This window comes from Neisseria sp. P0016.S008 (assembly GCF_051957775.1).
GTDB classification, from domain to species: domain Bacteria; phylum Pseudomonadota; class Gammaproteobacteria; order Burkholderiales; family Neisseriaceae; genus Neisseria; species Neisseria flavescens_B.
Genome location: NZ_JBQCWB010000004.1, coordinates 287,760 through 306,458, shown reverse-complemented (window position 1 = coordinate 306,458; position 18,699 = coordinate 287,760). Strand labels below are relative to the sequence as shown.

Genomic DNA, 18,699 nt, shown 5'->3' with positions numbered 1-18,699 from the left:
TCCCTTAAATAAAAAACCCTTTGCAAACAATACTTTTACGTTTGTAAAGGTATTATTTACAAAGGGCAATATATAAGATAGTGTATTTCACAGTCAAATAAATTTACATTTCTTAAAATTACAACAATACGCACCCTGATTTGTTCAGGGTGTTTTGTTTGATATTAAATGGTTTTTCGTTTTATTTTTTTATTTATTTTTCAGTAAATTAAAAATCGCCGGCGAAAGCCCGATTTGATTTTTCATTTATATCTTTCCGGCTCGAAATCTTGACCGTTTTGTAATAAATTGAAAGCTATCACGGCAAGTTTGCGCATGATGGCTATCAGTATGAGTTTTATGGGCTTTCCTTTGGCTTTTAATCTGTTTACGAAACTGGAAAAGACGTTACAGCGATAAGCAACTACGGCGGGCATATACAGGCTTTTTCTGATGTCGGCATTGCCGATTTTCGATATTCGGCTTTTGCCGTTTACGCTGCTTCCAGATTGGTTTTTGCGTGGGTCTAAACCGAGATAGGCAGTAAACTGCTTTTGGTTGGAGAAAGGGTGTCTTTTGTAGGCGGAAAGCAATACTGCTGCGCTTTGTTCCCCTATGCCCGTAATGGTCTTTAGGCGTTTGCGTTGCGTATTGTAATCGGGATGAGACTTGTAGAACTGGAGCATTTGCTTTTTGATAGCACGGATTTGGCTGCTCAGATTTTCAATGGTGGTTTTGATATGCGGGGCGATGTAGTCGGGTGCTTCGTGCAGTTTGGTGGTTTCGGTCGCACGTTGTTGTTTGAGATGGTCTAAATATCGGACGAGTTCTTGGAGCTGTTTTTGTTCTTGTGACGGCGGTATCCATGCTTTCAATTTGTGTTTCCGGTCTTGGCAATATTGTGCGATTAGTCTTGCATCTTGCTTGTCGGTTTTACTTCTTTGAAGTTCGGCTATGGCATACCCTTTTATTCTTCGCGGATTCTCGACCGTAACGGTGTAATGCTGATGTAAATAATGGGCTAGCGGTTCGTAATATGTTCCGGTGGCTTCGCAGCAGCAATGCAGCTCTGAAGTCATTTGATGAAATTTTAGCCAGTCTGTAAGTAGTTGGAATCCTTTCGGGTTGTTGCTGAATCTCTTTTCATGGTTTTGGCCGTCTGAAATGAGACAGCAATCTATTGTGAGTTTTGATACGTCTATGCCTAAGTACATGTGTTTTACCTTATAAATTCGGGTTGCGCCCTAGATAGTGTCCAAACTGTAGATGTACGAAAGCCCACGCTTCTATCTTTTTTACAAGCTATGGCTTTGGCCGTGCTTTCGAAGTCGTGGGCTTTACTTGGTGTTTCGTCAAACGCCAAGCCCTGAAAATGCTGGTTTCACGTTTAGGGCTTGAAGCTTATCGTGTGCTTGCCTTCGGCGACATTCGCCATGTGGCAGGGGTTGGCGCAAAAAACCGCCCCAACCCTTGCTAATAGCGTTTTTGGGTGGGCTAGCGTCAAGGGGTATCCAAAAAGTTTTATAAAGGCAAAAAACGCGCCTTTACAAAACTTTCTGGACGTCCTCCCCCTGACTTGTGTTTGTGTGGGCTATTTGGCTATGTTATATCCATAATAAATAATTACTGCTGCTCCTATTAACGATATTATGAACATCGGCAGAACGAAATATTTAAAAAATCCTCGCCAGCCTTTACGCTCATATGTTGTTGCAGCCCAAATCCCTAATAAAAAAGCTATACCCGAATTCACTAATTAACCTTTCCGCCCTCGTTACTTAGGGCTTTTTCTTCGTATCCGTCATACATCAAATTTTGCGGACTCTTTCCACCCATTGTCAAGACTTGAGGCGTTTCGTGCTGCGCCTTTGGTGCTTCCGTTGCCGCCGATTCGGGCTGTTTTGTCTTGTAGGGGTTAAAGGGCAGGCCGTCATTTACATATTGGACACAGGTTTTTTTGCTGATCTCTTTTATTTTTGTGCCTTGATCGGTGTAACAGTTACAGCCTTTTTCGGATTTGATACAGGCAGACGGCCACGGCATGGCTTTAAAGGCTTTGTTCATGCTGTCGTAAATTGGGGCGGTTTCGGGACGCTCTGCTATTCTTGGTTCATAGTCTTGTGGTGTGATATAGGGCTTTTCTTCCTCTTTTTCGGTTGTTTTCTGCTCTTGTTGTGGATATTGACCGCTTTGTTCAATTTGGGTTTGTGCCGTTTGTGTGTTTTGTGCAGTTTGGTTGCTGTCTGTTTCGGTTGTTTTTTTGACTTCTATCGGTTTTGATATGTCTTTATAACTGCCATATGCAATAAACATACTGAATATAATTACTATAAGAACCAAAGGCAAAATAAATATCACTTTGCTTCGTTTGGTTTTGATTTTTGTGTGTTCTTCGGCCGATTTGTAAACTCCAAATGCTTTTTTATCGAGTTTATAAACACTTTTAACGCCGTTTGCTATATCGCCGTTTGCTTCGGGGTTGGCGCATCTTTCCCATTCGACCATGCGCCGAACGCCTAGGCTGGTTTTACCGATATGGCAATGATGACCTATCAGGCTTCTGACATTGGCATCTATAAGCCGTGGATGTTGTGTCAATAAAAAAATGTCTATGCCTTTATGTCGGTGTGTTTCAAGTTCAGCGACATAATCAGGGACTTTTGAACCGCTTGGGCGTGGACGAAATACGCGTTGACACTCATCTATCACGAGAATCGCGCCAGTAGGTGCCCATTTGTGCCATGTCTGCATGGTTTCGCCTTCAGGGATCGGCAGATTGGGGATGATTTGGCCGTCAACCTCGGGAATTCCATCAAGATAAAGTGGACGGTTTTTTAAATCGTCTCTTGTCATCAAGTCTGAGATCATCTTTAATGTTTTGCCCGAACCAGGTACGCCTGTTATCAGATACAACATTTTTTATCTCCTTTTTAATTATCTGTTTTATTTTTTTGACATAACTGCCGAGAGTTTGGCAAAAGATTTAAGCGATGCAATAAATGCGAAAGTGCCAAATATCCAATTAAGACACACTCCCATGCCTGTTATATAAAGTATTTGTAAGGCATCATCAGATATACCGCCTATTTGATTTGTTACATAGCTTAATAACTGCTGTTGCAGTTCGTTTGCACCTACATAAGTTACAAACGACAAACCAAACGCGGCCATGATTTTTCCTGCTACGGTTGTCAATACGGCAGTTAACAATTTGCTCCACATGTTACAACTCCTTGACTGCCGACCATGCAGCCCAACTACAACTTATCATGCATATTAGAATCAAAATTGGCCTGATTTTTCGGGCAATGTCGCAAATTGTGTCATAACCCATCTCAAAACGTCCGAACAATCCAAAATCAAATGATTGTGGCTTTGGACAAACGCCATCTGTCTGAAAGTGTTCCAACGGTTTCAAAGTACCTATATCTTGATCGTTTTGCGGAATGTTTAGATCTTTTTCTTCTATGTTGCCCATATCTGCACACGCTGCGATATTTGGAAACAGCGAACATAATCCATTTTCTTGCTGTTTTGGCGTTTGTTGATTGTTAGGCGTGTTCGGACTATTTGGCTCATTTGGAGTATTGGGAGAATTAGGGCTATTTGGTGCGTTTGGCGTGTCTGGACTCTCCTGTCTGCTCGGCGTTGTCTTTTCAGGCTTATTCGGTGCTTCTGGACTGTTTGGCTTTAAGTCCGGACGTGGCACATAATCAACGCCTACAGTGCCATCTTGATTCATTTTGAATCTTGTTTGTTGAGGGGTGCTACTACCTTCAGGGGTATATGGCGCACTAAGTGCGGTATCAGGGCTAAATGTGCTTGGCTCGGCAGATTGATTCATAACGCCCATTTTTGCCAGTTGGTTCATCAACTCGGCATGGTTTGTCTGATTGTTTTCAAGCATACGCTTGAGAATGTCTAACATTTCTTTTTGTGTCAGCATGAAATCTTCAGGTTTTACTTGGCTTTGATTTTGTGCAATCTTCTCTTTTTCTGATTCTGGAACTGTACCTTCTTTATATGTATTGTAATAAACATAGACACGTTTATCTGATGGAGTGCTAACAGTAATCCTTGATGGGGATGAATTAGGAATGTCAATATCAACATGAGAAGAAAAACGGCCTAGATTATCAGAAAAGACGTCCAAAGAATTACTTTTTGAACCATTTAAATTAATTCCAAATTTAGAATAGAAAACATAATTTTGATAACTGCCATTTATATTTACTATCAATTGATATTTAATCATTCCATTCTTTTTTGCTTCTTCGTCTTTCTTTTGTTCTTCTTTCTTCTGTTGGCCTTGTTGTTGCGCTTTTTGTGCTGCTTCTGCTGCTTTTTTAGCTGCTGCTTCAGCTACTGCTTTTTGATAGTTGCCTTCGGCTTCTGCTTGGCGTTGAGCTTGGGCTGCTTTCTGAATCGCATTAGATATTTGTTCTTGTGATGCCCCATCTCTTAATCCTGTTTTGTCTAAAAAAGTATTAATTCCTGATCCAAGCCCAGTAATATCCAGTTTAGATAAACCTGTCAGAACTGCACCAACACCATTACGTGCAGCCATAGCCCAATCGCCATTTTTTATATCTCTATATGTCCAAGCTGCATAATCAGAACCAATAGCCCCACCCATAGCAGTAGCACCTGCCAATGTCCCACCCAATACAGTTTCAACTTTACCAACATTCACCCGTTGATTAACATTTGTATTCATCGTGCCAGTTTCGCCATATCGGCCTGTAACCGTTACAGTTTTGCCTTGGCTACCATTAATATTTCCGCCATTTTTAGTTACTGTCGGTTTACCGTTGTCTTGTACATCAACTTTCCAAACGCCTGTTTTTGGATCGTAGCCACGACGTTGCAATGCCTGGTCACTTGGGAAACCTGCGTTTTGATGTTGTACCGGCGGAGGAAGGCCGACTTCTGCAAACGCTGTTAACGGACTTAAAACTTGCGCGCCAAAACATACAAGCACAAGCAGGCGACTGCGTAAGGCGAAACGCCGAGAATAAAATAAACTTCGGGTATCATTCATTTTTCCTTTTCCCTTTTATTCGTCATTTTGCATATTGGCCAGTTTTACGACTTTTAAGCAAACTACGACAATAAATAAACCTATAAAAGCAAGTAACATAGACTGTCCCAACTCTCTACCCTGATCATAAAAATCTTGATTATTGCACTGAGGAAAGTTGAGTTTTACTTGACTTCCGTGATATTCCCATGCCGAACCAATAAAAACAGGGTGATTTAACACCCCGTCTTTATCGATTGTCGGAATGACTTGGGACATCACATGATTTTGAGCTTCTATCTGCGTACCATAACAGATTTGGCCTACTCGATATCCCATATCAAACCTTATGCTTTATTGATCACGCGTTTAACCAGACCAATTGACACGATAGCAATCGCAATGCCTACAACAACAACACCGAATGCGACAATACCTGTTTTCAGTGCGCCGATTTCTGTAGAAGCGGTATCGAGCAAGTTTGTATCTGCCATAGCTTGTGCAGAAAGTGCAAGAGGAGCAGCGGCAACAACGGCCAGTTTTGCGCCGTATTTACGGCAAGTGTTCATCAATTTCATGATGTTTTTCCTTTTAAAAGTGTTTGGCGGAAATAATGATGTTTTTTTCCAGCGACCGCCGAACGCTGAAAATCAGTCTTTCATAAATCCGAATACGACAAATTCATATTGATTGCCGATTTCTTCCAAACCTGCGTTAATCGCTTCTTCGAAGTCGTAAAAATAATCGGCATTGGTGATTAATTTGGTATGTCCGATGTCACCCGTTTCAGGGGAAAGGTACAGAAAGTCCCCTGTTGATACGGACTGGACAACATAGACTTTCTGCATTCAATCAGCCTTTCTTAACGGGTTGAAAACCGATGACTTTCAGTTTTTGGGTTTTGCCTGTAGTAACGATTTCTACGTTGAGGTTTGCTTCGATAGGGAATTGGGCGTTTCGGAACTGCTCGAAATTGGCAGAGCCGCCAAAATCGTATTCTGTGGTAGAGCTGCCCAATGCGTTGCCTTGGGAGCTATCTAAGGGCGTGGCGACAATCAGGCGGCAATAGTCGAAGTTCTTGCCTTCGATTTGTCCGTTGAATTTTTTAACGCCGACGATGTGGCCTTGAAGTTGAATATTCATTTTTTGGTTTCCTTGTATGATTAAACGTCTTTTTAGGCAGACGCTTTAAGCCCATGAAATAGGTTGTCTTGAGAATTTGTCATACATGAAGTTGTTATAGCTTTCTTCATTTGTGACGTGTTTTTGCTGTTCAAGCTGTTTTTCCAGACGCTCGTAATATTCGTACATGTCGTAAGGGTCTTTATACGGTTTGAATGCTGGCTGATTATGAATGGCTTGTGCTTTCAAAAAGGCGCAGTCGTAGGCTTCGGGAGCCAAAGACTTAGGAAGCTTTTGATGATTTGGCTCAATCAGTTCAAACAGTTTGGCTTTGTCCAGTTCGGGGAAAATGAATTTCAGACCGTTTGCCGCACGTCCGAACTGTTTTTTAACCCATTCAAGATAACGGTCGGCTGAAATGACTTTGTCTTCTTTAATTGCGTGTATGCGTGTTGCCTTTTGGGCGAAGCGTTCGCAAATAGGATATGCACCGCCGAAATATTCGCCCGGATTCTGCAAAACTTCGAAAGGGATAACGATGTCTTTTGCTTTGAATTCAATTTCGAAGCGCGTCCATGTGCTTGTTTTATCGCCCAACTGCTTGCCTTTTTCATAGACGCGGACGTATTTGGACGATTCACGTGAGCCGATACCGTAGGTCTTGCCTTTGGTCATTTTTGCTTCGTCGTCTTCTTCCCAGTCAAAGCCCAAACATTCGCCTTTGGGTTTGACGTGATGGCAGGTAAACAGACCTTTATTGCGGTCTTCACGGGCTTGGTTCGGGCTGTATTCACCGTTGAAAAAGTCTTTGGCTACGTCAACACGGGTAATTTTTGGGCGGATTGCTTTGGTCAGGAATGCGAAAAGTCGGGATTCCCAGCCTTCCTTTGCAACGCCGCAACCTGTGCCTGTGAGTTCGAAAAGGATGGTATTTTGTTGACCGCCGAAGTGAACACGACCGTACAGGGCGTCTTCTGAACCCATCAACCAGCAACGCTCATAGAAACGACCGCCCGAGCCTTTGGATTCTTTGTAGATACCGAACCCGAAAACTTCTTCGGCGAGCATGGACGCAGCGCGGATGAAATCTTCGTCTTCCAAAAGGCTTACACGGACACCGTATTTATCGAAAAAGGTTTTTTCGTGGAATGAAAAACTGATTTGGTCGATGAAAGCTGAATCGGATACACCGCGACGTAGCGGAACGCCTAAGAGGTTGCCTTTACCGTCCAAGATATATGTTTCGTAACATTCAAAGGCTTCTTGGAATGTGCCGGCGTCTTCGGATTCTGTACCCCCCCTGTTAGATGAGGGGGGAGAATAAGAAGCGACACCGTCCGTTCCGCCGTCCGCTGTCGCGGCCGCCAAACCGTCCGTTGCCGCTTCTCTCTCTAAAATCTCTTTCTTCATGGCGTATCCCTTAAATAAAAAACCCTTTGCAAACAATACTTTTACGTTTGTAAAGGTATTATTTACAAAGGGCAATATATAAGGCCGTCTGAAACTTTATTTTGCGTTTCAGACGGCCTGATTTTTAGTCAAAACAAGGGATTATTTAGCCTGTTTGGCTTTGCGTTCTTCCAGCCAGTGTTCCAAGTAGTGGATGCTGACACCACCTTTTTGGAAACCCGGATCGCTGAACAAGTCACGGTGCAGCGGCGTATTGGTTTTGATGCCGGTAATCGCCAGCTCATCGAGAGCAACGCGCATTTTGGCCATGGCTTGGTCGCGGTCTTTACCGACGACACAGACTTTGCCGATCAGGCTGTCGTAGTAAGGAGGGATGCGGTAGCCTTGGTAAATATGGCTGTCGACGCGGACGCCGAAGCCGCCGGGCAGGTGGCAGCTTTCAATCAGGCCCGGGCTTGGAATGAAGTTATACGGGTCTTCGGCGTTGATACGGCACTCAAACGCGTGGCCTTCAACTTGGATGTCTTCCTGTTTGTATTGCAAAGGCAGGCCGGATGCGATGCGCAATTGCTCTTGGACGATGTCCACGCCGGTGATGAGCTCGGTAACCGGATGCTCAACCTGAACGCGTGTGTTCATCTCGATAAAGAAGAATTCGCCGTCTTCGTACAGGAATTCAAACGTACCTGCGCCGCGATAACCGATGCGTTTGCAAGCGTCGGCACAGGCTTTGCCGATTTTGGCACGTTCTTCTTCAGTGATGAACGGGGCCGGTGCTTCCTCAATGACTTTTTGGTGGCGGCGCTGCATGGAGCAGTCGCGCTCGGCGAGGTAGATGGCGTTGCCGTGTTCGTCGGCAATCACTTGGATTTCGACGTGGCGTGGACGCTGCAGATAGCGTTCCATGTAAACCATCGGGTTGCCGAATGCCGCGCCTGCTTCAGCTTTGGTCATTTCGACAGACTGGAGGAGGTCTTCTTTTTTCTCGACGACGCGCATACCGCGACCGCCACCGCCACCGGAGGCTTTGATAATGACGGGATAACCGACTTTATCGGCGATTTTGAGGATTTCTTCGCCATCGTCCGGCAATGCGCCGTCAGAGCCGGGAACGCACGGCACGCCGGCTTCGATCATGGCGTGTTTGGCGGATACTTTGTCGCCCATCAGGCGGATGGTATCGGCTTTAGGGCCGATGAAAACAAAGCCGGATTGTTCGACCTGTTCGGCAAAATTGGCGTTTTCGGCGAGGAAGCCGTAGCCCGGATGGATGCCATCGGCTTCGGTTACTTCTGCGGCGGCGATGATGGCCGGGATGTTGAGGTAGCTTTGTGCGGATGCGGCAGGGCCGATGCACACGGATTCGTCGGCGAGTTTGACGTGCAGGCTGTCTTTGTCGGCTTCGGAATGGACGGCGACGGTGGCGATGCCCATTTCACGGCAGGCACGCAGGACGCGCAGGGCGATTTCGCCCCGGTTGGCGATCAATACTTTTTTCAGCATGATAATCTTTCCGGATGGTTCAGACGGCCTCAGCGGCCGCCTAATGCGTTGCGGATTTTTTGGTCGGTTTTGTATTGGCTCAAGGCGTAAACCGACCACATGGCTGCCGGTATCCAGCCAACCAGCGTACATTGCAGAATCAGACAGATGATGCCTGCAATCGGACGGCCGATGGTGAAAAACTGCAACCAAGGCAAGAAAATAGCCAAAATCAGACGCATGGTTTGTCCTTAATGAACAGAAAAAGGAATTTCAGACGGCCTTAAAGATAAAGGCCGTCTGAAAAAACGGATTATTCAATGATGAAGAGCGGCTCGCCGTATTCGACCGGAGTACCGTTTTCAACCAGAATTTCTTTAACGACACCGGATTTCTCGGCTTCGATTTCGTTCATCAGCTTCATGGCTTCGATGATGCACAAAGTATCGCCGACTTTAACCTGTTGGCCGACTTCGACAAAAGCGGCGGCGTTCGGGCCGGGAGCGCGGTAGAACGTACCGACCATAGGCGATTTTTGTGCGTTGGACAAATCGCGAGCGGCAGGGGCGGCGGCTGGAGCGGCTGCCGTCGGAGCAGCGGCAGGGGCGGCAACCGGAGCGGCTGCGGCAGGTGCCGGAGCAGCATAAACAGGAGCTGCGGCGGCAGTGGTACGCGTAATGCGGACTTTTTCTTCGCCTTCGGTAACTTCAATTTCTGCAATGCCTGATTCTTCGACCAAATCAATCAGTTTTTTTAATTTACGCAAATCCATTGCTTTTCCTTTTTAGCGCGGCATAAAGTGCATATTGGGTATGCGCCGCTGTGGTTTTAGATGATTTCCTGAGGCGTCGGAAGGCAGGTTTGCCATCCGGCGTTTAAATAATGTCGGAACAGGGCTGAGCCTGAGAAATGAATCTGGTTATTTTCCCGAACTTGTCGGTAAATGTCCAGTAAAAGATAGAAAAAAGGCGTTTTTCGGCGAAAAAAGGAAGGAACGCTGATTTTTGTTAAAAGGTGATTTTCCTAAGAGCGTTTATTCTAATTTATTGGTTTTTCGACAAAACATGCCGTCTGAAAACCAACTTTGCGCGTATAATGGCGCCTGTTTTTTTTAAGTATGTACGACAATGGATATTTCCGATTTTGATTTTGAATTGCCCGAAAAACTGATTGCCCAGCATCCTCCGGAAGTGCGCGGCAGCAGCAGGCTTTTGGTTGCCTTGCCGACATTGCCGATTGAAGACCAATATTTCGGCGATTTACCCGATTATGTCGCACCGGGCGATGTGCTGGTGTTTAACAATACCAAAGTGATGAAGGCACGCCTGTTCGGCCAAAAAGCCAGCGGTGGCAAAATCGAAGCCCTGATTGAACGGGTATTGGACGCGCATACCGCATTGGCGCATATCCGTTCGTCCAAATCGCCGAAACCGGGTACAGAATTGATTTTTGAAGGCGATATCCGCGCCGTCATGATGGAGCGTGCGGAAGAATTGTTTTGCCTGAAATTTGAAGGCGAGCAAACCGTTTACGAACTTTTGGAGCAAAACGGCCATCTGCCCTTGCCCCCTTATATCGAACGCGCGGCCGATGATGAAGACGACAGCCGCTATCAGACCGTGTACGCCAAATATCAAGGCGCAGTGGCCGCGCCGACGGCGGGTTTGCACTTTACCGATGAGTTGTTGGGCCGTCTGAAAGCCAAAGGCGTAGAAACCGCGGAAGTCACCCTGCACGTCGGTGCAGGGACATTCCAACCCGTGCGCGTCGATAAAATTGAAGAACACAAAATGCACAGCGAGTGGTTTGACGTACCGGCCGAGACCGTTGCCGCCGTTGAAGCCGCCAAAGCGCGCGGCAATAAGGTGTGGGCAGTGGGCACAACCTCCATGCGCGCCTTGGAATCCGCCGCACGCGAAACAGGCCGTCTGAAAGCCGGTCGCGGCGATACCGATATTTTCATTACGCCGGGTTACCGCTTCAATGTTGCCGACCGCTTGATTACCAACTTCCACCTGCCCAAATCAACCTTGCTGATGCTCGTCAGCGCGTTTTCGGGGATGGAGCATATCCGCAGCGTTTACCGTCATGCGGTGGAACAGGAATACCGCTTTTTCAGCTATGGCGATGCGATGATTTTGGGGAAAGTGGAATAAATTTGAAGCGGATTGGAGCGTTTTAAACAGGTTATTTGGGATTGTCCCGAATCCGAATCAGTTGGAACGCTCTATTAAAACACGCGAAGTTGTTGGAATTTGAGTTGTAAGAAACAAAGTACAAAAACAAAAAGGCCGTCTGAAAAATCATTTTCAGACGGCCTTTTATCTTTCCATGCTTAGGCGTCGATGTTTTGCGCCAGCAGGGCGTTGTTTTCGATGAAGGCGCGGCGCGGTTCGACTTCGTCGCCCATCAGGGTTACGAACACTTCGTCGGCGGCGATGGCGTCTTCGATGCGGACTTTCAGGAGGCGGCGGACGGTAGGATCCATCGTGGTTTCCCAAAGTTGTTCCGGATTCATCTCGCCCAAGCCTTTGTATCGTTGGATGGACATGCCTTTTTGGGCAACGCTCATCAAGATGTCCAAAGCGCCTTCAAAGCTGTCGATGTCGTATTCGTTGTCGCCTTTGTAGAGCTTCGACCCTTTGCCGACCATGCCTTTGAGTGCGGCGGCGGTTTGGGTAAGGGTTTGGTAGGCTTTGCTGTTGAGGAACTTAGGCTCGAGGTAGCTCACCATCACATTGCCGTGCAGCTTGCGAGTGATTTTGATGAACTGGTGTCCTTCGTGGCCTTCGATACGTTCGAGCGCGACTTCTTTTTTGTCCAAGAGGCCGCTCAATTCGGCAACGGCGCGGTCTGCGCTTTCTGCCGTGCTGAGGTCGACCGGCGAAGCGTGCAGCATGGCATGCAGGACGAGTTCGTCAATGATACGGCTTTCTTGCTCGATGACGGTTTTGGCCAACAGGAATTGTTTGGCGGTACTGGCAAGCTCTTCTCCTTCGATGGTGCGGCCGTCTGAAACGATTTTGGCTTTTTCCAAGGCCAAACCGAGCAGCCATTGGTCTTTTTCCAGTTCGTCTTTGAGATAGCGCTCTTGTTTGCCGTATTTGGCTTTGTACAAAGGCGGCTGGGCGATGTAGATGTAGCCGCGTTCGACCAGCTCGGGCATTTGACGGTAGAAGAAGGTCAGGAGCAGGGTGCGGATGTGCGCGCCGTCCACGTCAGCATCAGTCATGATGATGATGCGGTGGTAGCGCAGTTTTTCGGCATTGAATTCTTCTTTGCCGATGCCCGCGCCCAAAGCGGTAATCAGCGTGGCAACTTCTTGGCTGGCCAGCATTTTTTCAAAACGTGCTTTCTCGACGTTTAAAATTTTACCTTTGAGCGGCAAAATCGCTTGGAATTTGCGGTCGCGGCCTTGCATGGCGGAACCGCCTGCGGAGTCGCCCTCGACGAGGTAGAGTTCGGACAGGGCAGGGTCTTTTTCTTGGCAGTCGGCGAGTTTGCCCGGCAGGCCCAAACCGTCCATCACGCCTTTGCGGCGGGTAATTTCGCGTGCTTTGCGGGCTGCTTCGCGCGCGCGCGCGGCATCGACGATTTTGCTGGTGATGATTTTGGCTTCGGCCGGATTTTCTTCAAGGAAGTCGGTCAGGGCTTGGTTGATGACTTCGTTGACGACGGGGCCGATTTCGCTGGAAACCAGTTTGTCTTTGGTTTGCGATGAGAATTTTGGATCGGGCAGTTTGACGGACAAAACGCAGGTCAGGCCTTCACGCATATCGTCGCCGGCGGTTTCCACTTTGGCTTTTTTGGCTACTTCGTTGGCTTCGATATAGTTGTTGATGGTGCGGGTCATCACTTGGCGCAGTGCAGTCAAGTGCGTACCGCCGTCGCGCTGAGGGATGTTGTTAGTGAAACATTGTACGCTTTCTTGGTAGCTGTCGTTCCATTGCATCGCGCATTCGACGCTCATGCCGTCTTTTTCGCCGAACGCGTAGAAGATTTTTTCGTGCAACGGCGTTTTTTTGCGGTTCATGTATTGCACGAAGCCGGCCACGCCGCCGGAGAGGGCGAAGCTTTCGTGTCTGCCGTCGCGTTCGTCGATCAGTTCAATGTCTACGCCGTTATTGAGGAAGGAAAGTTCGCGGATACGTTTGGCAAGGGTGTCGAAGCTGTATTCGACATTGCCGAAGGTTTCGCTGCTGGCGAGGAAGCGTACGGTTGTACCTTTTTTGTCGGAATCGCCGACAACCTTCAACGGCTCTTCGGCTTCGCCGCGTACGAAGCGGACGAAGTGTTCTTTGCCGTCGCGGTAGATGGTCAGCGTTACCCAGTCGGACAGTGCGTTGACGACGGATACGCCCACGCCGTGCAGGCCGCCGGAAATTTTGTAGCTGTTGTTGTCGAATTTGCCGCCTGCGTGCAATACGGTCATGATGACTTCGGCGGCGGAGCGGCCTTCTTTCGGGTGGATGCCGGTCGGCATACCGCGGCCGTTGTCGGCCACGCTGACGGAATTGTCGGCATGGATGGTTACGGTGATTTTGTCGCAATGTCCGGCGAGCGCTTCGTCAATGGCGTTGTCGAGCACCTCGAACACCATGTGGTGCAGGCCGCTGCCGTCCTGCGTGTCGCCGATATACATACCGGGGCGTTTGCGTACCGCTTCCAAGCCTTCCAGCACTTGTATGCTGTCGGCGCCGTATTCTTCGTGTTTTTGGTCAGTCATGGTCTTTTCTTGCTGAATTTCAAGGAATTTTTCCGTGCGCGCAATGAAATGTCAAACGGGCGCGGCGGATGTGTTCCGAAAGGTCAAAATAATAGGCAATTATACCTGATTTTGCTGGAATATTCTGCGTTTTAAGTGCAAAAAGGCCGTCTGAAAGATTAAATTTCAGACGGCCTTTGTATCGGAAAACAGGTTTAGCGTTTGACGCCGCTCAATCGCGCCCAGCCTTCTTCGATTTCGGCAGGCTCGATGTCGAACCATTGGCTGTAAATGCCGCTGAGTTCTTCGACTTGTTCGTCCAAAAGGCCGGATAAAACAATGCGGCCGCCTTGTTTGGTACGCGCGGCAAGCATTTCGCCGAGCATACGCAACGGGTTGGCCAGAATGTTGGCGACAACGACATCAAATTGACCTTGCGGCAGGCCGTCAGGCAGGTAGAACTGAGCGTCGACGTTGTTTTGCGCGGCATTGTCTTTGCTGGCGCGGATGGCTTGTTCGTCAATATCCACACCGATGGCGGAGCCTGCGCCGAGTTTGAGGGCGGCAATGGCCAAAATGCCTGAGCCGCAGCCGTAGTCCAATACGCTTTCACCGCCTTTAAGCTGTGTATCGAGCCATTTGAGGCAGAGTCTTGTGGTCGGATGGCTGCCGGTGCCGAAGGCAAGGCCCGGGTCGAGTTGCAGGTTGACGGCGTTGCCGTTGGGTGCTTCGTGCCAAGACGGGGTAATCCACAGGCGGTCGGAAATTTGAATCGGGTCGAATTGCGCTTGGGTCAGGCGCACCCAGTCTTGATCTTCAAGGATTTCGCCGGTGTATTTCAAATCGTTCAAACCGCATTCCTGCGCGGCGGCTTCGATAATGGAAGCGGCGTCGTCGCTTTCGCCGAAAAGGGCGATGACTTTGCTTTGTTGCCAGATTTGCTCGGTCGGCATGCCCGGTTCGCCGAAAATGGCCTGCTCGTTTTCTGTGCCGGCGTAGGCATCTTCAATGGCGGCGGACAATGCGCCGTGTTCCATCAGCGCGTCGGCAAGGCGTTCGGCGACGGCATCGTTGACGTTGATGGTAATTTGTTGATAGGACATGGTGGGGCTTTCTTTTTAATAAGGCCGTCTGAAAATCGACGTTGTGCTTTCAGACGGCCTTGTAAGGTATGAAACCTGATGATGCGGGTTTATCGCTTTTTCAAACCCAGTACATCTTGCATATCGTACAGGCCTTTTTTGCCGTTTGCCCAAACTGCGGCGCGTACGGCACCGGCGGCAAAAGTCATGCGGCTGCTGGCCTTGTGGGTGATTTCCACGCGCTCGCCGTCAGTGGCGAAGAGGGCGGTGTGGTCGCCGACGATGTCGCCTGCTCGGACGGTGGCAAAACCGATGGTGGACGGATCGCGCGGGCCGGTATGGCCTTCGCGGCCATAAACGGCGCATTCTTTGAGGTCGCGGCCGAGAGCGTCGGCAATGACTTCACCCATGCGTAATGCGGTACCGCTTGGTGCATCGACTTTGTGGCGGTGGTGGCCTTCGATGATTTCGATGTCGTAGCCTTCGTTTAACACGCGGGCAACGGTGTCGAGGATATGGAAGGTCAGGTTGACGCCGACGCTGAAGTTGGCGGCAAAGACAACGCCTGTTTTCTCGCCTGCGGCTTGGATGGCGGCTTTGCCTGCGTCGTCAAAACCGGTGGTGCCGATGATGATGTTGACGCCGTTTTCCACGCATTTTTGCAGGTGTTTCAGGGTTGGCTCGGGACGGGTAAAGTCGATGAGGACATCGCTTTGAGCCAGTACGGCATCCACGTCGTCTGAAATGGCGACGCCGGTTTTGAGGCCGGAGGCGAAGCCTGCATCCAAACCCAATACTTCCGAACCGGAATGCTCGAGTGCGCCGGAGAGGACGGCATCGGGATGGTTGTTGACCGCTTCAACCAAAACGCGACCCATGCGGCCGTTGACGCCGGCAATGGCGATTTTCAATGCACTCATGGGGTTTCCTTATTTTGCTTTGGTTTCGGTAGTCGGAACGACGTTTTGTCCGGCTTGAACGGCTTCGATGGATTTTTGAATGGCATCGCCTTCGGCGCGTGCGAGGACGTCGTTTTCAAAGTACAGGGTCAGGTTGCTTTGTTCTTTGATGATGCCGTTGCGGCTGGTGTTGAAAGTGTAATCCCAGCGGTCGGCATGGAAGGCGTCGCGCAGGAGCGGCGTACCGAGCAGCAGTTGGACTTGGTCGCGGGTCATACCTTGGCGCAGGGAAACCACGGCGCGGGGATTGAGCTCGTTACCTTGAATGATTTTGAGTTTGTAGGATGGAAAGTTGGATACGCGCTCGGCACTGCATGAGGCCAGACCTAAAATAGCGGCGATGGCAAGGCATAAGGCTTTATTCACGGGCTTACCTTTCTGTGTCATTTCGGGAAAGATGTTTATCATCGCTTGAATATTTTTAAAAAGCAAACGATAATCATCTTCTTAATTTTTCTTTTCGCCGATTTTCAATTGCAAGACCGGCGGCAGATTGCCACCCTTTAACGGCCCAATAGTGGGCAAACGGGCGGAAAGTGCGTATTATAACGGTTATTACCTTACAGGGATATTGAATATTATGGAAAAATTCAGCAACATTGCGCAATTGAAAGACAGCGGTTTGAAAGTTACGGGTCCACGTTTGAAAATTTTGGACTTGTTCGAGACTCATGCCGAGGAGCATTTGAGTGCGGAAGATGTGTACCGTATCCTGTTGGAAGAGGGCGTGGAAATCGGCGTGGCGACGATTTACCGCGTGCTGACCCAGTTTGAACAGGCCGGCATTTTGCAACGCCACCATTTTGAAACCGGCAAAGCGGTTTACGAATTGGACAAAGGCGATCACCACGACCACATTGTCTGCGTGAAATGCGGCGAAGTAACCGAATTCCACAATCCGGAAATCGAAGCGCTGCAAGACAAAATCGCCGAAGAAAACGGCTACCGCATCGTCGATCACGCGCTGTATATGTACGGCGTATGCGGCGAATGTCAAACCAAAACCAAACGTTAATCAGTTTGTATGTTGATTTTTCAGACGGCCTTGGGCATTTTCAGCTTGAGGCCGTCTGAAACTTTATGGGCTTTACGATGAAGATTCCTTTTCTTGCGCCACGGGATTATCGTTTCCCCGACCCGTCTTACGCTTTGGCAGAGTGTGACGGCTTGGTCGGCGTCAGTGGTGATTTGGATATGGGGCGGCTGTTGTCGGCGTATGGGCAGGGGATTTTTCCGTGGTTTAGCCGCGACGGTTGGTTTTTCTGGTATGCGGTTGCGCCGCGTGCCGTGATTGTGCCGGAAAACCTGCATATCGGCCGATCGCTCGCCAAAACTTTGCGTCACAAGCCGTATCGGGTAACGGTCAACCGTTGTTTTGAAAAAGTGATTGCCCATTGCGCCAATGTGCCGCGTCCGGAACAGGACGGAACGTGGATAGAACCTGCGTTTCAGACGGCCTATTTGAAGCTGCACCATCAGGGGCATGCGCATTCGTTTGAATGCTGGCTGCCGGATGAACAAGGCGAAATGCAGTTGGCAGGCGGGTTTTACGGCGTGCAAATCGGCTGCGTGTTTTATGGCGAGTCGATGTTTGCCTTGCGTCCCGATGCGTCCAAGATTGCGTTTGCCCGCGCCGTACCGTTTTTGGCGGATTTGGGCGTTGCGCTGATAGACTGTCAGCAGGATACCGAACATATGCGCCGTTTCGGTTCGCAGTTGATGGATTTTGCTGACTTTCAGACGGCCTTGAAGGATTTGAACGCGAAACCGTTAAAGCGGAATATCGAATGCGGCGTGGTGGCTGAAAATCTTCTGCAAAAGATTGGCGGCGAAGATTGATTTATCGGCACGGCGTGTCGGCAGAATGGACAGCTTGCATATCGTAGCTGGAAAATTAGTTAAAAAATAAATGCGATTCCATTCACTTGAACAGGCCGTCTGAAAATCTTGGCTTAGCCGAAATCCGGCCGTGTAACGCTTGGCGCTAATCATGTTAATAGCTGACGAAATCGCTTTTACATGGCAAAATAACGAGTTAAATATTTGTAATAGGGTAGCCTGAATAGGTTTCAGACGGCCCTGATCTATTGAAGGAATCAACATGTCTTTGCAAAACATCATTGAAACGGCTTTTGAAAACCGTGCCGAAATCAATCCGAATACCGTTACCCCAGAAGTGCGTGAAGCGGTTTTGGAAACCATCCGCCAACTCGACTCCGGCAAACTGCGCGTTGCCGAGCGTTTGGGCGTGGGCGAATGGAAAGTCAACGAATGGGCGAAAAAAGCCGTATTGCTGTCTTTCCGCATTCAGGACAATGAAATCCTCAACGACGGTGTGAACAAATACTTCGACAAAGTGCCGACTAAGTTTGCCGATTGGTCTGAAGACGAATTCCGCAGCGCAGGTTTTCGCGCAGTTCCGGGTGCGGTTGCCCGCCGCGGCAGCTTTGTGGCGAAAAATGTCGTGTTGATGCCTTCTTATGTCAATATCGGCGCATATGTCGACGAAGGAGCGATGGTCGATACTTGGGCGACTGTCGGCTCTTGCGCGCAAATCGGTAAAAACGTGCACTTGAGCGGCGGCGTCGGCATCGGCGGCGTACTCGAGCCTCTGCAAGCCAGCCCGACCATTATTGAAGACAACTGCTTCATTGGTGCGCGTTCTGAAATTGTTGAAGGCGTGATTGTCGAAGAAGGCAGCGTGATTTCTATGGGTGTGTTCATCGGTCAATCCACCAAAATCTTTGACCGTACTACCGGCGAAATCTATCAAGGCCGCGTACCGGCTGGTTCGGTTGTCGTATCCGGCAGCATGCCTTCCAAAGACGGCAGCCACAGCCTCTACTGCGCGGTTATCGTTAAACGCGTGGACGCGCAAACCCGTGAGAAAACCAGCGTGAACGAATTGTTGCGCGGTATCTAATCGGATAACGATGACGC

General features: G+C 48.9%; 21 protein-coding genes. 5 read left to right on the top strand and 16 right to left on the bottom strand.

The genetic code is table 11. The annotated features are described in order from the left end of the window. Positions 1 to 242: 242 nt before the first annotated feature. Positions 243 to 1,193 carry an IS110 family transposase gene (locus tag ACTHS8_RS07525; RefSeq protein ID WP_440373383.1) on the bottom strand — a complete coding sequence of 317 codons (951 nt, stop codon included), beginning with the start codon at positions 1,191 to 1,193 and terminating at the stop codon, positions 243 to 245. A gap of 116 nt (positions 1,194 to 1,309) precedes the next feature. Between ACTHS8_RS07525 and ACTHS8_RS07520 the strand changes: the two genes are divergently transcribed. Continuing rightward, entirely contained in the window at positions 1,310 to 1,456 is a 147-nt protein-coding gene (locus ACTHS8_RS07520; RefSeq protein ID WP_440373382.1) for a hypothetical protein, read from the top strand. Between the two features lie 275 nt (positions 1,457 to 1,731). On the opposite strand, the gene ACTHS8_RS07515 is transcribed toward ACTHS8_RS07520, so the two are convergent. The 11 genes from ACTHS8_RS07515 to accB all read right to left on the bottom strand — a co-directional run bounded on the left by ACTHS8_RS07515 (position 1,732) and on the right by accB (position 9,785). Beyond that, positions 1,732 to 2,895: a zonular occludens toxin family protein gene (locus tag ACTHS8_RS07515; protein ID WP_440373381.1), complete on the bottom strand. Its 1,164-nt coding sequence runs from the start codon at positions 2,893 to 2,895 to the stop codon at positions 1,732 to 1,734. Positions 2,896 to 2,922: 27 nt separating this feature from the next. Beyond that, positions 2,923 to 3,201, bottom strand: coding sequence for a DUF2523 domain-containing protein (locus ACTHS8_RS07510; RefSeq protein WP_049336921.1), 279 nt, complete (start codon positions 3,199 to 3,201; stop codon positions 2,923 to 2,925). Position 3,202: 1 nt separating this feature from the next. Next, positions 3,203 to 5,020 (bottom strand): IgG-binding virulence factor TspB family protein, encoded by a 1,818-nt coding sequence (locus ACTHS8_RS07505; protein WP_440373380.1) that lies wholly within the window; start codon positions 5,018 to 5,020, stop codon positions 3,203 to 3,205. Positions 5,021 to 5,035: 15 nt separating this feature from the next. Further along, positions 5,036 to 5,338 carry a hypothetical protein gene (locus ACTHS8_RS07500; RefSeq protein ID WP_314593106.1) on the bottom strand — a complete coding sequence of 101 codons (303 nt, stop codon included), beginning with the start codon at positions 5,336 to 5,338 and terminating at the stop codon, positions 5,036 to 5,038. An 8-nt stretch (positions 5,339 to 5,346) separates the two neighbouring features. Next, entirely contained in the window at positions 5,347 to 5,577 is a 231-nt protein-coding gene (locus ACTHS8_RS07495) for a major capsid protein (RefSeq protein ID WP_440373379.1), read from the bottom strand. A gap of 72 nt (positions 5,578 to 5,649) precedes the next feature. Next, positions 5,650 to 5,847 carry a hypothetical protein gene (locus ACTHS8_RS07490; RefSeq protein WP_440373378.1) on the bottom strand — a complete coding sequence of 66 codons (198 nt, stop codon included), beginning with the start codon at positions 5,845 to 5,847 and terminating at the stop codon, positions 5,650 to 5,652. 4 nt (positions 5,848 to 5,851) lie between these two features. Continuing rightward, positions 5,852 to 6,142, bottom strand: a complete 291-nt coding sequence (locus tag ACTHS8_RS07485; protein WP_016686631.1) for a hypothetical protein — start codon at positions 6,140 to 6,142, stop codon at positions 5,852 to 5,854. 45 nt (positions 6,143 to 6,187) lie between these two features. Beyond that, complete coding sequence (locus tag ACTHS8_RS07480; protein WP_440373377.1) at positions 6,188 to 7,531, bottom strand: replication initiation factor domain-containing protein; 1,344 nt, start codon at positions 7,529 to 7,531, stop codon at positions 6,188 to 6,190. A gap of 141 nt (positions 7,532 to 7,672) precedes the next feature. Further along, a complete protein-coding gene (gene accC / locus ACTHS8_RS07475; protein WP_049347846.1) occupies positions 7,673 to 9,034 on the bottom strand; it encodes an acetyl-CoA carboxylase biotin carboxylase subunit in 1,362 nt (453 codons plus the stop codon). 29 nt (positions 9,035 to 9,063) lie between these two features. Beyond that, positions 9,064 to 9,255, bottom strand: coding sequence for a YqaE/Pmp3 family membrane protein (locus ACTHS8_RS07470; protein WP_003684175.1), 192 nt, complete (start codon positions 9,253 to 9,255; stop codon positions 9,064 to 9,066). Positions 9,256 to 9,326: 71 nt separating this feature from the next. Continuing rightward, positions 9,327 to 9,785 (bottom strand): acetyl-CoA carboxylase biotin carboxyl carrier protein, encoded by a 459-nt coding sequence (gene accB, locus ACTHS8_RS07465; RefSeq protein WP_107769101.1) that lies wholly within the window; start codon positions 9,783 to 9,785, stop codon positions 9,327 to 9,329. 355 nt (positions 9,786 to 10,140) lie between these two features. Here accB and queA point away from each other — a divergent pair, with 355 nt between their 5' ends. Beyond that, positions 10,141 to 11,169, top strand: a complete 1,029-nt coding sequence (gene queA, locus ACTHS8_RS07460; RefSeq protein WP_063068307.1) for a tRNA preQ1(34) S-adenosylmethionine ribosyltransferase-isomerase QueA — start codon at positions 10,141 to 10,143, stop codon at positions 11,167 to 11,169. A gap of 179 nt (positions 11,170 to 11,348) precedes the next feature. Here the strand turns inward: queA and gyrB are convergent, their stop codons facing one another. From gyrB to ACTHS8_RS07440, 4 genes are all read right to left on the bottom strand, one after another. After that, positions 11,349 to 13,739 carry a DNA topoisomerase (ATP-hydrolyzing) subunit B gene (gene gyrB / locus ACTHS8_RS07455; RefSeq protein ID WP_440373376.1) on the bottom strand — a complete coding sequence of 797 codons (2,391 nt, stop codon included), beginning with the start codon at positions 13,737 to 13,739 and terminating at the stop codon, positions 11,349 to 11,351. A gap of 194 nt (positions 13,740 to 13,933) precedes the next feature. Then, complete coding sequence (prmA, locus tag ACTHS8_RS07450; RefSeq protein WP_003684134.1) at positions 13,934 to 14,821, bottom strand: 50S ribosomal protein L11 methyltransferase; 888 nt, start codon at positions 14,819 to 14,821, stop codon at positions 13,934 to 13,936. A gap of 89 nt (positions 14,822 to 14,910) precedes the next feature. Beyond that, on the bottom strand, positions 14,911 to 15,720 hold the full coding sequence (gene dapB, locus ACTHS8_RS07445; protein WP_440373375.1) for a 4-hydroxy-tetrahydrodipicolinate reductase: 810 nt from the start codon (positions 15,718 to 15,720) through the stop codon (positions 14,911 to 14,913). A 9-nt stretch (positions 15,721 to 15,729) separates the two neighbouring features. After that, positions 15,730 to 16,125, bottom strand: a complete 396-nt coding sequence (locus ACTHS8_RS07440; RefSeq protein ID WP_440373374.1) for an outer membrane protein assembly factor BamE — start codon at positions 16,123 to 16,125, stop codon at positions 15,730 to 15,732. Positions 16,126 to 16,276: 151 nt separating this feature from the next. Between ACTHS8_RS07440 and fur the strand changes: the two genes are divergently transcribed. From fur to dapD, 3 genes are all read left to right on the top strand, one after another. Next, positions 16,277 to 16,774, top strand: a complete 498-nt coding sequence (gene fur, locus ACTHS8_RS07435) for a ferric iron uptake transcriptional regulator (protein WP_003682812.1) — start codon at positions 16,277 to 16,279, stop codon at positions 16,772 to 16,774. A 77-nt stretch (positions 16,775 to 16,851) separates the two neighbouring features. After that, positions 16,852 to 17,598 carry a leucyl/phenylalanyl-tRNA--protein transferase gene (gene aat / locus ACTHS8_RS07430; RefSeq protein ID WP_440373373.1) on the top strand — a complete coding sequence of 249 codons (747 nt, stop codon included), beginning with the start codon at positions 16,852 to 16,854 and terminating at the stop codon, positions 17,596 to 17,598. A 262-nt stretch (positions 17,599 to 17,860) separates the two neighbouring features. Further along, complete coding sequence (gene dapD, locus ACTHS8_RS07425) at positions 17,861 to 18,682, top strand: 2,3,4,5-tetrahydropyridine-2,6-dicarboxylate N-succinyltransferase (protein WP_440373372.1); 822 nt, start codon at positions 17,861 to 17,863, stop codon at positions 18,680 to 18,682. Positions 18,683 to 18,699 lie beyond the last annotated feature (17 nt).